Origin of the sequence: Enterococcus sp. 9E7_DIV0242 (assembly GCF_002140975.2) — a bacterium.
GTDB classification, from domain to species: domain Bacteria; phylum Bacillota; class Bacilli; order Lactobacillales; family Enterococcaceae; genus Enterococcus_L; species Enterococcus_L clewellii.
In genome coordinates, this window is record NZ_CP147247.1 from 1278001 (window position 1) to 1293682 (window position 15682).

General features: G+C 40.5%; 13 protein-coding genes. 4 read left to right on the forward strand and 9 right to left on the reverse strand.

The window, feature by feature from the left end:
• The first annotated feature begins 66 nt into the window (after positions 1–66).
• From A5888_RS05950 to A5888_RS05960, 3 genes are all read left to right on the forward strand, one after another.
• Positions 67–750, forward strand: coding sequence for an ABC transporter ATP-binding protein (locus A5888_RS05950; protein ID WP_086348372.1), 684 nt, complete (start codon positions 67–69; stop codon positions 748–750).
• Positions 747–3293, forward strand: a complete 2547-nt coding sequence (locus A5888_RS05955) for an ABC transporter permease (RefSeq protein WP_086348269.1) — start codon at positions 747–749, stop codon at positions 3291–3293. Before A5888_RS05950 ends, A5888_RS05955 begins: the two co-directional genes overlap by 4 nt.
• Positions 3294–3431: 138 nt before the next feature.
• Positions 3432–3659: a hypothetical protein gene (locus tag A5888_RS05960; protein ID WP_086348270.1), complete on the forward strand. Its 228-nt coding sequence runs from the start codon at positions 3432–3434 to the stop codon at positions 3657–3659.
• A 53-nt stretch (positions 3660–3712) separates the two neighbouring features.
• Here the strand turns inward: A5888_RS05960 and A5888_RS05965 are convergent, their stop codons facing one another.
• The 8 genes from A5888_RS05965 to A5888_RS06000 all read right to left on the reverse strand — a co-directional run bounded on the left by A5888_RS05965 (position 3713) and on the right by A5888_RS06000 (position 12594).
• Positions 3713–4489, reverse strand: coding sequence for a sulfite exporter TauE/SafE family protein (locus A5888_RS05965; RefSeq protein WP_086348271.1), 777 nt, complete (start codon positions 4487–4489; stop codon positions 3713–3715).
• Positions 4489–5601: a radical SAM/SPASM domain-containing protein gene (locus A5888_RS05970; RefSeq protein WP_086348272.1), complete on the reverse strand. Its 1113-nt coding sequence runs from the start codon at positions 5599–5601 to the stop codon at positions 4489–4491. The genes A5888_RS05965 and A5888_RS05970 overlap by 1 nt, the downstream gene beginning before the upstream one ends.
• Positions 5602–5711: 110 nt before the next feature.
• Positions 5712–6584: an ROK family protein gene (locus A5888_RS05975; protein WP_086348273.1), complete on the reverse strand. Its 873-nt coding sequence runs from the start codon at positions 6582–6584 to the stop codon at positions 5712–5714.
• Between the two features lie 19 nt (positions 6585–6603).
• Positions 6604–7902 (reverse strand): glycoside hydrolase family 125 protein, encoded by a 1299-nt coding sequence (locus A5888_RS05980; RefSeq protein WP_086348274.1) that lies wholly within the window; start codon positions 7900–7902, stop codon positions 6604–6606.
• A 110-nt stretch (positions 7903–8012) separates the two neighbouring features.
• Positions 8013–9497, reverse strand: a complete 1485-nt coding sequence (locus A5888_RS05985; RefSeq protein ID WP_086348275.1) for a sulfatase-like hydrolase/transferase — start codon at positions 9495–9497, stop codon at positions 8013–8015.
• A gap of 52 nt (positions 9498–9549) precedes the next feature.
• Positions 9550–10797, reverse strand: coding sequence for an ABC transporter substrate-binding protein (locus A5888_RS05990; protein WP_086348276.1), 1248 nt, complete (start codon positions 10795–10797; stop codon positions 9550–9552).
• Between the two features lie 21 nt (positions 10798–10818).
• Positions 10819–11688: a carbohydrate ABC transporter permease gene (locus A5888_RS05995; protein ID WP_086348277.1), complete on the reverse strand. Its 870-nt coding sequence runs from the start codon at positions 11686–11688 to the stop codon at positions 10819–10821.
• A 15-nt stretch (positions 11689–11703) separates the two neighbouring features.
• Entirely contained in the window at positions 11704–12594 is an 891-nt protein-coding gene (locus tag A5888_RS06000) for a sugar ABC transporter permease (RefSeq protein WP_339102077.1), read from the reverse strand.
• A 372-nt stretch (positions 12595–12966) separates the two neighbouring features.
• On the opposite strand from A5888_RS06000, the gene A5888_RS06005 reads away from it, so the two are divergent.
• Positions 12967–14052 carry a LacI family DNA-binding transcriptional regulator gene (locus tag A5888_RS06005; protein WP_086348279.1) on the forward strand — a complete coding sequence of 362 codons (1086 nt, stop codon included), beginning with the start codon at positions 12967–12969 and terminating at the stop codon, positions 14050–14052.
• A 304-nt stretch (positions 14053–14356) separates the two neighbouring features.
• Here the strand turns inward: A5888_RS06005 and A5888_RS06010 are convergent, their stop codons facing one another.
• A complete protein-coding gene (locus A5888_RS06010) occupies positions 14357–15643 on the reverse strand; it encodes an ISL3 family transposase (RefSeq protein WP_086347253.1) in 1287 nt (428 codons plus the stop codon).
• Between the last annotated feature and the right edge of the window lie 39 nt (positions 15644–15682).

Below are 15682 nucleotides of genomic sequence, written 5' to 3' on the forward strand. Positions count from 1 at the left end.
GTTGGTTGAAAATTCAGCGCTAGCCGAACCTTTCAGACACTCTTAAGAGAAAGTGTTGTGACATATATGAAAATATTGGAAGTTAAAAATCTAACAAAGGTTTATGGAAAAGGAGACAATCAGGTAACCGCTCTGGATAATATTTCGTTTACAGTTGAGAAAGGGCAGTTTGTCGCTATTATTGGCCCCTCAGGCTCTGGAAAATCCACCTTACTTCATTTGCTCGGCGGTGTCGATGAACCTTCCTCCGGAAAAGTATACATCAACAAAACTGATGTCTATGAGCAAAATGCAGAGCAGCTAGCGATTTTTCGGCGTCGTGAAGTGGGATTGATTTACCAATTTTATAATTTACTACCCGTCTTGACTGTCGTTGAGAACATCACCTTACCTGTTTTACTGGATGGACGAAAAGTAAATAAAAAGCGCTTGAAAGAGCTAATAGGGGTTCTGAATCTAAAAGACCGTAAAAACCATCTGCCAAATGAGCTTTCCGGTGGTCAACAGCAACGGGTATCGATTGGTCGTGCCTTAATGAATGCTCCGGCACTTGTTTTAGCCGATGAACCTACAGGAAATCTTGATAGTAAAAATGGACAGGAAATCCTACAGCTGTTGCGGCGATCCAATCAGGAATACAATCAAACGATGATTGTCATTACCCATGATGAGAATATTGCGTTACAGGCTGACCGCATCATAAAAATTGAAGATGGCCGCATCACACAGGATGAGGTGATCCGACCATGAACATCCTGAATAAAATCACACTGGCAAATTTGAAAAAGAATAAAGCCCGAACTTTAGTCACGATCATTGGTGTCATTTTATCCGTGGCAATGGTCACTGCCGTCACAACCAGTATTGTTTCCCTGCAAAATCATATGGTGAAAAATACGATTGCTTCGACAGGAAACTGGCAGATTCGATTCCTTGATCTTTCAAAAAAAACAGCCGATACAATCAAGCAGGATGAAGACGTAGCACAGACCTTTACGACAAAAAAGTTTGGCTATTCACCGTTATTGAATACTAAAAGCTCTGAGGATTCTTTTTTGAGTATCGAAGGCTACAGTCAAGAAGCATTTGATGAGTTACCTTACACTCTTTCTCAAGGAACGCTACCAAAAAACGAACAGGAGATCCTGTTACCAATCAATTACCAAACTACGCTTGAAACACCCTATAAAATCGGTGATACCATTACCTTGAAGTTCGGACAGGAACCGATTATTGCGGATAGTGACACCCACGAAGCCATTGATCCTCAAGTCTATCAGACATCAGAGGAACAAACCTATCGAGTGGTCGGTTTTATTGAATGGGGTATTGACAAAATTTATTCTGAGCCGTGTTATTTCGCTGTCACCGGACTCACTGACACAGCGTCTGCAGTTACTCAATATGCAGCGCTCAAAAAACCGAAAAATATCTATGATTTTTCCAAGAGATACGCTGACTTAAACTACCAACACAACCGTTCTCTTTTACAATCTCTAGGTATTACAGGAAACGATTCTTTTCGACAAATGTCCTTCTATCTAGGGGCAATCTTGATTCTTCTGATCGGTACAGGCTCTGTTCTATTGATCAATAACTCTTTTGCAATTTCAATCAATGAACGCCTTAAACAGTTTGGTGTACTTTCCTCTGTTGGGGCAACAAAGAAACAGCTACGAACTTCCGTGCTGTTTGAAGGAACAGTCATTGGTTTGATTGGCATTCCGATCGGCTTACTTTCAGGAATTCTAGGTTTGCTGATTACGTTCAAGCTCTTAGAAGGTCGATTCGATGCCTTCGGTCAAGCCAGTACACTAGACCTAAGCTTTTCATGGCAAACTATCGCCCTCTCTATCGTGATCAGTATCGTAACGATTTATATCTCTGCTTATCTGCCAGCTCGAAAAGCCCTGAAAAAATCAATTATTTCTTCGATCAGACAAGCGGATCAGATAAAGCTGACTGGCAAAAAAGTACGGACGCCGCAACTAATTCAAAAATTATTTGGATTTGAAGCCACGATTGCCTTAAAGAACTTTAAGCGAAATAAAAAAGCCTATAGAAGTACGATCATTTCATTGTTTGTTAGTATTGTCCTATTCATCTCAACAGCTTCCTTTAGTATGTATTTAACTAGTGGTGTGAATCAAAGTATGGATATTTCAAGCGCCGATGTCACTTACACCAGTTATGGAGGAATGAATAAGGAGCAGGCCGACGAATTATTCACACTGGTCACTGATATTCCTGAAGCAGAAGAAACTGCCGTACAGAGGATGGCTTATTTTTCAGTAGATTTATCCAAGATAGCCCTGCGAAAAGAATACTCAGACTATTTGAAAACAGAAGATCCTGACTATAAAAAACAACTAAAAACAGCCCCTCTTTCTGTACAAATAATTGATGAAGAAACCTTTAAAGCTTATTTAAAAGAACAAAACTTAGCAGAAGCTGATTATCTAAAATCAGATGATCCAGCTATTCTGGCAATTCAAACAATTAATCAATTTGATTCAACTTCTCGACGGATCATCCACTTTGATATGTTTGAATCAAAGGAACCAATGACACTTGATCTCTTGCGTTACACAGCAGATGGAAGTGAGTCTACAGGAAAAAAGCTGACAATCTCTACTTATGTCGACCAAGGACCGCAACTGCTGTCAAGCTCCTACTCACATGGCTTGACCGTACTAATCCCTGAAAGCCAAGCGTCTCTCATCCCAAAACCTGAGAACGATGACTATTTCACTTTTGCATTTAAAACAGATGATTCCAAAGCATTAGTTGAAAAGCTTTCCGCTATTTTACAGCAGCAGAATTTGCCGGTAGATCGTGGCTTAACAGATGTAGCTTCTTATCAAGAATCCGATAGAAATATGCTCTTTATCGTCAATGTTTTCTCCTATGGCTTCATCATCCTGATGACTCTGATCACCATTGCCAATGTCTTCAACACGATTTCAACAAGTATTCAACTACGCAAAAGAGAACTGGCGATGTTGGAATCTGTTGGTATGACTGAAAAGAGTATCAATAAAATGATGCGCTTTGAATGTTTGTATTACGGCTTCAAGTCTCTCCTGTATGGCTTACCGGTCGCTTTTGGCATCACCTATTTGATTTATACAAGTATGGATCTCGCCATTGATCAGCCATTCCAACTACCAGTTACAAGCATTCTGATCAGCATTTGCAGTGTCTTTCTAATTGTTTTCATCACGATGCTCTACTCTGTTCACAAGCTTCGAAAGGTCAATATCATTGACGCTTTGCGAACAGAAGTGGTCTAAAAAAATCTCTTTCCGAAATGTAAATCATCGGAAAGAGATTTTTTGCTTTCTTCAAACTAAACACCCGACTAGTCCCTACTATTGTTCCATTCCTCATTCAAGTGTATACTATACCTAACAATAAAAAGGGGGATCTTCATGATGAATTCTAGTTTTTTACTCGCTTTTTCTCCTTTTAAACTTTTATATATTCTATGTATGTTTTTCTTATTATTGATCGCGATAGCTGCCCATAAAGAAAAGCGAGAAAAGCTGTTTGTCGTCACGCTCTTGTTCATGCTTTCTCTCAGTCTTTTCTATTCGGTTGGTCAAACAATCGTTGATTTTTTCATAAATTTTAAAGAAGCCTTTCGCGGAATCGGTTGATTTGTGCAACATTGCTCCTTCCATTTCAATTTACATATGCTGTCCTTCATTGTCTAAAGCAACTGCCAGCCATTGTATAGATTGATAAACAAGACAAAGAGAACCACGCCTTGAAAGACCTGCTTCACTTTTTCAGAAGGCAGTAAATGACTGACTTTCGCACCTAACGATCCACCAATTATCGCTGCTGGAACGACAAACAACAGCATCGTCAAATCATACTGAGCAAAGCCTGCTGTTACTGCAATTGTCAGCAATTTAGATAGCTGAGAAAAAAAGATCGTTCCAATCGAATAAACAGTTGCCTCTTTGATTGGTAAGCCAAACAGCAACATCAACAAAGAGACATTTATCGGTCCACCGCCAATCCCCAGTAAACTGGCTAAAAAGCCCAGCAACAGGCCGCACATCAGTTGCCAACCAACATGCTTTAGCTGATAATTTTTCCAATTATATTTCGTATAGAAAAAGGCAAACAATAAGGTGATGATCGTCACCCCTATCTGAACGAGCTGGACGCCGCGTTCTTCCTGAAACAGCTGCAAAAAGTAGTCGAATGTCAGATTCCCACCAATGCCGCCCATTACCGCCCCCAAAGAAATCCAGCTTAGCATCCGCCAATCCAGTTGAACACCATTTTTTAGCTGCCGCCAGGTAGAGACAAACGACATGGTAAACACCGCAACGCTGGAGTAAAAGGAGATGCTAACAACTGTATCAGCATGGATAAAATCCAAAACAGGTTTGATAATTACCCCACCACCCATTCCGGAAACTGCACCAATAGTATTGGCAATAATGATTACAAAAAAATAGAGTATACCCGTCACTAATGATCACCCTCCAATAATTGTAGGATCGTCTCGATCTTTGGAACAAAGCTTTTCAGGACGGCTTGATACCCACAAAACGTCTCTTCTCTATCTACATAGACGACCTCTTTCATTCGTTTACAACCACCACGACAAGCCTTAAAAAATGGGCAACTTTCGCAATAAGAAGATAACTTTTCTTTAGAGCACAAAAATTCTCGCGATCGTTTCTGTTCAAACAGCTCCCGCAAGGTCTGTTCTTGAATATAACCCAAGCGATACTCATCCAAAACATAAAAATCACAGGGATAGACTGAACCATCCGCTTCGATGACATACTGAATCTGACAATTGCCTAGCATTCCACAAGCGCTGACCGTTCGCTTGACTAGTAAATTAATCAAGTCGTCAAATAGCTTTATACTGATATAATTTCCTTCTTTCAACTCCCGTAGCCAAAGCTTGAGCAGCTGCTGATAAAAGTTGGCAAACCGTTTTGGTGTCAACGCATAACTATCTTTTTCCGTCTCATCCAGACTTGCTAAGCAAGGAATAAACTGTATGTATTGAATGTTTTCATCTTTAATAAATTGAAAGACTTTTTTGGCTTCTTTTGCCAATGGATTTGTCAGTACACAAAGAACATTGTAGTCTATTTCATATGTATCAAACAGTCGCTTGGTCTCCAACACCCGTCGAAAGGTTCCTCGTCCTTTGGAGTCCAGCCGATTCATGTCATGATACAACGGATGACCATCGATCGATAAACCTACCAAAAAATCATGATTCTTAAAAAAAGCGCACCATTTTTCATCGATCAACATACCATTTGTCTGGATCGTGTAATGAACAGCGACGCTCTTTTCTTGTATTTCTGTAAGAGAAATAATGTGCTCAAAATAAGCAAGACCTGCTATCGTTGGCTCGCCACCTTGAAAAGCCAAGGTCAGCTGATCGCCGTCTTCAAGCTCTTTATAAATAGAAGCAAGCATTTGCTCTGCAGTTTCCGGAAGCATTCGACCAAATGAACGAACCTCTCGCATAGAACTGACGTCTGCATAAAAGCAATACGAACAACGAATATTACAAAGCGCAGATGCAGGTTTGATTAAAACAGACAGATGCTTCATCACACCTTCCCCTTTCACAAATTTAGTCGCCGTTGCTCCCGCATTCCGCAAGCAGTCGGCGACATTTATTTAGATACTCCATTGATATAGTTACAACTAGCTGCTATTTTCTATTCAGAAGTATTTTTTGCCGCATTTTTGGCCAGTAACAGGCTTCCATAAATCCCACTCTGGTTCGGCAATCCCCATTCGACAATATAGTCTTCTATAGGCGGAGTCAACACATAGCTGTTCATTTGCTCAACAAAAGACGCTCTAATTTGATGAAGCAAGTGCGGTTGGTTCATGACGCCACCACCCAACACAATGACCTCTGGCGAAAATGTCAAGGTATAGGTCATGAGCGCCTGTGCAATATAATAGGCTTGAATCGCCCAAATCTCATGATCAGCAGAGATAGCCGTTCCTTCGATCCCTGTCCGTCCTTTCAAAGATGGTCCTGCTGCCAACCCTTCCAGACAATCCTGATGGTACGGACAGCCGCCAGCATAAGTATCTTCTTTATGACGTTTCACATGGATATGCCCCATTTCCGGGTGTGAAAAACCTGAAAACGGTTGCCCATTCGTAACAAACCCACCACCAATACCTGTTCCGACCGTTAAATAAACACAGCTGTTTTGCTCCTTAGCAGCACCTAGCTTAAGTTCTCCTAAAGCTGCCGCGTTTACATCTGTTGTCCAGCCTATCGGGAGCGCATATTGTTCTTTTAACATACCCAGTAAATCAGTATTTGTCCATCCTTTTTTGGGTGTCGTCAGAATATGCCCATACTCGGCTTTTTCAGGATCGATCCCAATAGGGCCAAACGAGCCGACACCCAAGGAAATCAAGGGGTATTGATCAAAAAACTGGGTCACCTGTCGCAATGTTTCGATGGGCGTTGTAGTAGGGATACTGATCTGGTCGATAATTGATAATGCCCCATCTGACACTGCACAGACAAATTTTGTCCCACCGGCCTCTATTCCTCCATAATACATTTTTTTACTCCTTTTTCACCTATTTTTCTACCCGAATGTCGAAGTAATCCATCAGCAATTCGCAAAACATCATATTGGCCCAAGAGAACCATTCCCGCGTATAGCTTTCCGGTGCATCTACATCAAAGGATTCGTGCATCAAATTTGTTCCGGCATCCGTCGCTGTCAACAGGTTCAAAATTCGTTCCTTCTCACGCTTGTTATCCGATGTCAAGCCTTCCATAGAAAGAGCAATTGGCCAGATATAATTAGGTGGTGTATGAGAAGAACCTATCCCCTTAGCATATGTGCCCTCATAATAATAAGGATTTTCCTTACTCAAAATGGTTCGTCTGGTTTCTTGATAGATTGGATCGTCTGATGAAATATACCCTAAATAAGGTGCGGACATCAAGTTTGGAACATTGCTGTCATCCATTACGACTGCTCGTCCGGCTCCATCTGCTTCATACGCAAATACTTTCTCGCCGCTTTGATTTAATGTGATGCCATACGTTTCGATCCCTTCTTGAATAGCTTCTTTTAGTTTTTTAGCAGCTGCTACTATGTTCGGATCAGACAATATCTGTGTAAATATTTCCTCCAGATAGCCCAGAACTACGACTGCAAACATATTCGAAGGAACAAGATACCCATAAATACACGCATCATCACTCGGCCTGAAACCAGACCAAGTCATGCCACAAGGTGTAACCTCTGCCCCTCGCCCTGAGCGAATCAATGTATCCTCCGGCCTGCTTCCTCCAACGATATCCCGTTCAAAGGTATAAGTCGAATGCTGATGATCCTGCTCTAAAGCAAAGACCTCAAGGATTTTTTTAACTCCTTGCACAAACTGTTCATCGAATTGCTCAACACAGCCTGTATTCTTATATAAAAGATAGGCAAGCTGAATTGGGTAACATAACGAATCTATTTCGTATTTTCTTTCCCATATCCAATCCTTCATGTCTGTGTGGTCTTCCTGATGTCCGGCGCCATTTGGTCCTTCATTAAAAGCATTTGCATATGGATCGATCGTGATATAGAAAAACTGTCTTTTTACCAATCCGGCGATCATTGCTGCCAGCTCCGGATCTTCTTTAGCAATCACCAAATACGGTCTAACCTGCGCTGTGGAATCTCTTAGCCACATCGCCGGAATATCACCCGTAAGAACAAACGTCGTTCCATCCGATTGCTTATTTACAGTTGTCAACAAAGTGTTGGCAAAGGCTGCATTAAAATTTTTGGCCCAATCTTCATGGGTAGTTTCACATTTTTCCGTAATTGCCGCCATGAATTGCTTAACTGACAACGGAATCTCTTTATATGCCATTTATTACTCTCCTAAAACAGTTTTTGCTATATAGAAAGTGTTGCGGCAGCTAGGATTTTCTTACTCTTTAGCATTGAATCCTTCCTACCGCGACCAACTTCCTATCTAAATTACCTTCTTCTCAATTGACGGAATTCAAAAATCAGATTGTCTTGATTTTCCTCCATCCATTTTTCCAGCTCGCCTTGTAATTCCTCAACCTTTTCAGGTTGTTCATCAATCAAATTTATCAGCTCTCCCGGGTCCCCTGCTAAATCATATAGCTCATCGATATCGCCAGAGTTGAAAACATACTTCCAGCTCTCCTTACGAAGCATCCGTTGTGAAAACATAAGACTACCGATCCCCGAGCACTCCACAACAATAGATTCTCTAACAGTCTGTTGCTCCTCTGCTAAGATAGGCATCAGAGAGTAGCCATCTCTCTGTACCTTACTTCGTTCCCAACCGGCAGCTTCAAGAATCGTACTATATAAATCACAAAGATTGACCAGTGCTGGAGTGCGTTTTTGCTCTTCCTGCTGTGGTGATTTGATAAGCATAGGAATACTGACGATTTCTTCATACATGAAAATTGCTTTATCACAGAGTCCATCGTGAATACCTAACGATTCTCCATGATCCGAAATGAAGACAATCAAGGTATCTTCATACAATTGATTCTCTTTCAAATAATCGATCAACCGGCCAATTTGATAATCAATATTTGTCATGTTGGCATAGTAATGTTTGAGATAAGGCTCAAACTCTTTCCACGATGTGTCATTTGCCCGCTTGACATCATGGATTTTTGGTTTATTGTCACTGTCTCCCTGATAGTTCTGCCAAGGTTCGATCGTGACGTCCCGATACAGATCCAGAAACTCTGTCGGGGCATAATAAGGTTCATGGGGCCCCCAGAAATTCAGTTGAAAGAACCACGGATCATCCTTTTCTTTAAACTGATCCAACCAATGCTTACTGCGTTCAACTAAATAATGCTCAATTGTTGAAGACAAGCCGCTAGTGATTTCCCCAGCTTCATGGCCCATATAATTACCGGAAACGATATTCTCAATTTTGACTTCCAGCTCGTTGTCCTTCAAATATTGACGATATTCCGGATAAATATAACCACCCAAACCATGCCCTGGGAAATCATCTCCCTGATATCCTACGGTTGTCGGACCTGCTTTTTCATGGGTATCCAGCTCCGCGAATTGAATTGTTCCCATATAGCGTTGAATATACTCATCTTTTCGAACATTCTCTGCTCCTGTTCCAAGATGCCATTTTCCAGTATAGCCAATTTGATAGCCGGCTGTTTCCAAGCGTCGACTCAAAAGCTCCGGGCTATCCGGCAACTCCTGTACCATATTTCCATAATTATAAGAATTCGTCAGCATTCCATGATGCATTGGATACAGCCCCGTCTGCATTGAACCACGTGCCGGTGTACAAATCGGACAGGTTGTATACGCATTTTCAAAAACAAGAGACTGCTCAGCCAGTTCATCTAAAGAAGGAGTTTGGCACAGCGATTCTCCATAAGCTGATAGTGTATCCTTCCGTTGCTGATCCGTTACAATAAATAATATATTTGGCTTTTTACTCATAGCGACCTCCAAATAAAGCGTTTTTTTCTGTTCCCTTTGATCTTTTTGTACACTAATTTTCTTCGAGAACTTTATTTCCTTCTTCTTCCGCTGCTTTCAGTGCTTCATCTGCTGAAATTTTCCCAGCAACAAAATTTTCAAATTGCGGACGGCAGCATAATTTTTCTACATTTGAATAACCTAATAATGATGGACGTGTGCGTGCATAATCCATAGCTTTCGCAAATGGTGCATACCGCTCTACTTCCTGTAATTCTTGGAGTGCATCTTTTCTTCCCGGCAGATAGTCAGAAACCTCAGTGAAATCCTTTTGAATTTTTGCATCTCCGGTCCACCATTTGATGAAGTTCCAAGCCGCTTCCTTGTCGCCGCTTTTTTCAGGAATTACCAGACCATAGCCACCCATTGTTGCACCTGTATCACCATTGTCTCCTCGCAGTGGCTCAACTACACCATAATCCAGTCCGTCCACATCGTCATAGTTTTTCATCATCGTTGTCGTGTTATACATCATTGCCACTTTACCTGCTGCAAATTGATCCGTCGAACCATTGAAGCCCAGCTGATAAACCTTTGAATCATTCAAGATATCATCCCAGAAATCAAGAACCGCTTTTCCGTGTTCGTCATTGAAAGCAGTGACATCCTTCTTCTCATCGACCATCCAGCCACCAGCCTGCTGAATCCACATATTGAATAGCCCTACATCATCTAAAGAAAAACCAGCCTGAGTCAATGTATTGCCGTCCCATTTTGTTGTTGCTTTCGCAACCTTCAGCATTTCTGCCCAAGTTGTCGGCGGCTCCACTCCCGCTTCTTTAAGCAAGGCCTTATTGTAATAGAGGCAACGATTATCAACCAGCACAGGAAGCCCATATTGATTGTCATCAAAACTCATTTCTTCCGTTGCTGCATCCACAAAATCATCCAAGGCGATATCATCCTTTTCGATGTACTCATTCAGCGGCAACAAAACATTTTTCTGGGCATAGGTAGAAGTTCTAAACCGATCCCAAAGAATCACATCGGGAAGCTCTCCACCAAGTGTTCCTGTCATCAGCTTTTCTTCCACATTTTCCTGAACGACATATTTCAGCTCATACTCTTCCTGAGATTCGTTATACCAGTCAACCAAGGTATCGATTTGTTCTTCATAGGTTCCACTTAAGGAACCCCACATGATCAACTCTTTCTTTTCATCACTTTTCGGTTCTGCAGCATCTTCTTTTCCTGACCCACATCCTGCAAACAATGTGCATGCACTTATCGCAGCGAGCGTCAACCATACTTTCTTTTTCATTCCATTCTCTCCTATCATTCATTATTTAATACCAGATTCAGCAATCCCCTGAACATAATATTTTTGAGCAAACATAAATAGTAAAATACTTGGGATCATAGACACGATCGTCCCAGCCATCAACGGACCAAAATCCGTCGTAAAATCATATTTAAATGCGGCAAGCCCTACTTGAACCGTTTTCATTTTTTCAGAATTCATAACGATCAACGGCCACATAAACTGATTCCATCTTGCTTGAAAGGTCATAATCCCCAATGTCGCCATCGGTGCAAACGTCAATGGGAAATAAACCTTCATAAAAATTTGAAATTCTGATGCACCATCTATCCTGGCTGCCTCGTATAAAGAGTCCGGTAATTGCTCATAAAACTGGCGCATGAAAAAGATAGCCAATGCACCCGCGGCACCTGGTAGTAAAATCGACCAGTAGGAATTGATCAAACCAAGGCCTCCTTGTCCGGTGATGTCATTTCCTCCCGCAAGTGGAAAACCGCGCAAGACCATAAAGTTCGGAATCATTGTCACAATACTCGGAATCATCATGGTCATCAGAAAAATGATATAGATGATTTTCTTTCCACGAAACTCCAGCTTGGCAAACGCATAGCCAGCTAAGGAACCGAAGAAAAGGTTCGTGACTACACCACCTAATGATACGATCAATGAATTTTTTAAATAAGTCATAAACGGCATCTTGTTAAAAACCTCTGCATAGTTGTCCAGTGTGAATGTTTCAGGAATAAAGTTCATTCCTCCAGACAATATCTCACTTCCGGTTTTTAATGATGTCGAAATCGTCCATACAAACGGTAGTACAGTTGTTATACTGACTAAAATGACTGTCACATACCACAAGCAATTTTGAAGACTTTTTCTTTTTATTGTCAATTTTCCTGTCACCTCTTATCCGTTCTCATTATTCGTGACTTTCGTGTTAATCATTGCAAAGACAAAAATCACCACAAACAATACCATCGACATGGCCGATGCGTACCCCATTTTTAAAGACCCAAAGCCTTCGTTGTAGATATAATAAACAATCGTTATCGTAGCATTCCCCGGTCCACCTTGTGTCAGCATATAGGCTTGGTCGAACACTTGAAAAGCGCCAATCAATAACTGTGTTACGACCAAAAAGGTCACCTTAGATAATTGAGGTCTTGTGATAGACCAGAATTTTTGGAACGCGTTTGCCCCTTCAATATCCGCTGCCTCATATAATGCTGGATTAATCCCTTGCAGACCGGCAAGAAAAATCATCATGTTAGCTCCCATGCCCATCCAAACACTCATGATAACAATGGCCAGCATCGCCCACTGAGAATCATATAACCAAGCCGGACCGGCAACACCAAACATCCCTAAAATCTTATTGAAGAGTCCCATTTGCGGATTCAACAGCCAATACCAGATCGTCCCTGTAGCTACACTGGAACATAATGCCGGGATATAGAAGAACGTCCGAAACATTGATACCGCTTTCTTTTTTGTGTTTAAAAGCATGGCTGCCCCCAATGAGGTAAGCAATCCTAAAGGAACATATAGTGCGGTATAAACCAGCGTATTTTTAAGTGCGATACCAAAATACTTATCATCTAAGATCTTTGAATAGTTTTCAAGCCCTAGCCATTTCGGAGCAGCAACCACACTATAATCAGTAAAGCTGTAATAGATGGCCATAAAAATCGGAATGATATTAAAAAATAATAATAGAATGACCGGCACTAAAATGAACAAATAAGCCATATTACTGCTTCGCGATTTTCTCTTCCTCTTCTTTTTGTTTGCCTTCATACTCGAACTCGTCATTTCCATAAAAAAACCTCCTTTCGCCCACATTATAATATACACATTAAACCCGTGTCAACAATATATTAAATATAACATATTTAATATACATAATTAAAGAGGAGAGCATTAAAATTCTATGATACCAAAGAAATAGTTTCCCATGAAATCAGCCATTTTTGTATTTATTTATCTATTTTGATAAATAGTTTCATGAATTCCTTGTATCACACTGAGCATAAATACTATTGTACATAATTACTATACGCATTAATTTCATTAATACTCTTAATTATATATATAATTTGACTATAATACCTTTTTTTATTATCATTAAAGAGGATTAATGTAAGTTATTAAAAGGGAGGGGAGACTTTTATGACAGCCATCTATAAAAAAATATATTCGGAAATAAAACAAAAAATAACTACTGGTGATTACGAGGTGGGAGAGAAGCTCCCAACGGACAAAGAACTAGCTGAGACATATGGTACGAGTGTCATGACCGTCAGCAAGGCTCTGAATTTATTAAAAAATGAACAGTTGATTTCCAGAAAACCTAAGCTGGGCTCTGTTATTCTACATCATCAAGAATCCACCCAAGAAGTTAGACGAATCGGTTTTGTTATTACTGATTTCGGTGACGTTTTTGGAACTGAGATACTAAAAGGGGTCCTTTCATCCGATAAAGATGTGGAAATCGTTCTCAAAATTTCTCATGGAAATGTAGAGCTTGAGGAAAGATGTATTATGGAGCTATTAGATTTAAAAGTTTCCGGAATCATTTTGCTGCCTTGTTCGACAAAATTTATCTCATCGATCGTATTGAATCTGGTCAGCAAAAATTTCCCACTCGTTGTGCTTGATCGCCCGGTTGATTATATCCCGGCTTCCAGTATTGAAAGTGGTAATAAGCAAGGCATGCTTCTCGCAATGAACCATCTTTTTGAAAATGGACACGAGAACATTGCACTGATCAGTTCATCAGATTACGTAAAAAGTGTCTCTGATCGAATCGAAGGCTATGTCTATTCCTTTTTGACTAGGGAAAAGAAAACCAATGAATCCTATATTTTGAGCAATATTGATTCCACCCTACTCAATTCTGATCACAGCGCTGAAAAAGATATCGAGAGGATCGCCGCCTTTTTGGAAGAGCATCCGGAATTGACGGCCATCGTAACCACAGAATACTCGATTGCCAATCTGCTCTACCGTGTTCTAAAAGAAAAAGGGCTTTCTGTTCCTGACGACCTATCGATCATCTGCTTTGATAGTCCTGAGACCAAGTACTTCCATGAGCTTTACTTTACCCATGTGAAGCAGCAACAGTTCAATATGGGACAACAGGCTGTGGACTTGGTTCTGCGAAATGATGAAACCATTCAAAAAATTGTTCTTGATTGTGAGTTGGTTGAAGGGAACTCTGTCCGAAATATAACTAGTAGTAAATCAAAGAACTGAGTGACAGTTACTGCTTCCCGTTATATTGAGGTTCTATGTCAATTTGTGTTGGTAGGACAAAAAACTGAATAAAATCGTAGAACTTGGAATAAAAATCAGAGACATTCTGGTTTTGTTTCAAGTTCTTTTTTAGAAATAGGAGGACTTCTGCCAATTATCTGGGCAGCTGGCCGGAAGCGACTTGGCAAAAAGCGCCAATTCCATTCCTAAATCGAGTCAAAGTAGCTGTACATGTACTTGGATAACAGCTACTAATTCCCGATTTACCTTTATAGCTGCAGAGATATTGGTTGTGAGCCTCCTTTTAATCTTGAGAAAAAACAAGACCTTGAACAATGTAAATACGTGAACGAAAATGATAGAAATTGCGGTAGCCATAAGCCACTCGTTTGATTACCTTAATCTTGTTGTTCAACCCTTCTGTAATGCCATTAGAAAAAGAAAAACTGAACGCATTGGTAATTCCTTGTCTGTGCTTCTTGAAGAATCTCAATTTCTTTTTGAACCAGAAAGGCAGTCGGGGATCTAGTGTATCAAGTTCTTCAAAGAAACGCTTGGCGTCTCGATGAGTAAAGGCATATTTGAGAAATTGAACAGTATCGTAAGCAATGCGCAAGGTTGAATCATAGCTGAGTAATTCATCGACAATATCTGTTTGAGTTAATGGACGTTTGAACAGTGAATGATAGGGACGATGTTGACTATCAAGTTCAGAGGAATCTTTTAAGAGTAACTTCCAATACCGTTTGAGTCGACGATATTGCTTCTGTTCTAGCGGTGAGGAATGCCGAAAGGCATTCATTGTCTTTATCCGCAGTTGATTTAACGCTCGATTCATCTGTTGGACAATGTGGAATCGGTCAGTGACGAGTTGGGCATTTGGAAACACAGACTTGAGTAATTGATCATAGCTCGCATTCATGTCCATGACCAGGTACTTTACGTTTTCTCGAGCTTCTTTTGTGTAACGCATAAAGTGTCGGGTTAAGTGTGTTAACCGTCGGTCTTCAAGGACTTCAAGAATCTTGTTGGTTTCTCCATTAACACAAATAAAACTCATGGCTCCTTCACAAGATTTCATTGATTTGAATTCATCAATACATAAAATTTTTGGAAGAAATCGCCAGTTTGGAGAATAAGAAGTAGCTAGCTCTTCCATTAAGCGAAGAACCGTCACGTCTGAAACGAAATGTTTTTGGGCAATCTCTTTCCTAGAAACATTTTTCTTTAAATCAAGCATGATTTGGAGACAGAGCTGCTTCGATAAATGATGATGCTCTTCAACTAACTCTGTTTGAGCGTGAAAAGTAGCGTGACACTCATGACAACGAAAGCGTGAACGTTTCAGCTCCAATAATGTCAAGCGACCATTAAAAACAGGTAATTGAGTATATGTCCGATGGTAACCGTTTTTGATGATCTGTCCTTGATTTTTAATGCCACAGTTTCTACAATGTGTAGGTATATACGTAAGTGTTGCTTTGATGACCTGAGCCTTAACACCTTTTGAATGACTGTATTCAAGCCAATTCTCTCCAAAGGAGAGATGTTTATCTGTTAGTCCAAGCAATAATCTGGTATTCTTATCCATAGAGGAACAACCTTTCTGATGATTTGTGGTTTTAGACGA

Bases quoted from the DNA above. Each gene is read 5' to 3' on its own strand.
- A5888_RS05950 (WP_086348372.1), top strand. From the start codon at position 67: ATGAAAATATTGGAAGTTAAAAATCTAACAAAGGTTTATGGAAAAGGA.
- A5888_RS05955 (WP_086348269.1), top strand. From the start codon at position 747: ATGAACATCCTGAATAAAATCACACTGGCAAATTTGAAAAAGAATAAA.
- A5888_RS05960 (WP_086348270.1), top strand. From the start codon at position 3,432: ATGATGAATTCTAGTTTTTTACTCGCTTTTTCTCCTTTTAAACTTTTA.
- A5888_RS05970 (WP_086348272.1), bottom strand. From the start codon at position 5,601: ATGAAGCATCTGTCTGTTTTAATCAAACCTGCATCTGCGCTTTGTAAT.
- A5888_RS05975 (WP_086348273.1), bottom strand. From the start codon at position 6,584: ATGTATTATGGAGGAATAGAGGCCGGTGGGACAAAATTTGTCTGTGCA.
- A5888_RS05980 (WP_086348274.1), bottom strand. From the start codon at position 7,902: ATGGCATATAAAGAGATTCCGTTGTCAGTTAAGCAATTCATGGCGGCA.
- A5888_RS05985 (WP_086348275.1), bottom strand. From the start codon at position 9,497: ATGAGTAAAAAGCCAAATATATTATTTATTGTAACGGATCAGCAACGG.
- A5888_RS05990 (WP_086348276.1), bottom strand. From the start codon at position 10,797: ATGAAAAAGAAAGTATGGTTGACGCTCGCTGCGATAAGTGCATGCACA.
- A5888_RS06000 (WP_339102077.1), bottom strand. From the start codon at position 12,594: ATGAAGGCAAACAAAAAGAAGAGGAAGAGAAAATCGCGAAGCAGTAAT.
- A5888_RS06005 (WP_086348279.1), top strand. From the start codon at position 12,967: ATGACAGCCATCTATAAAAAAATATATTCGGAAATAAAACAAAAAATA.
- A5888_RS06010 (WP_086347253.1), bottom strand. From the start codon at position 15,643: ATGGATAAGAATACCAGATTATTGCTTGGACTAACAGATAAACATCTC.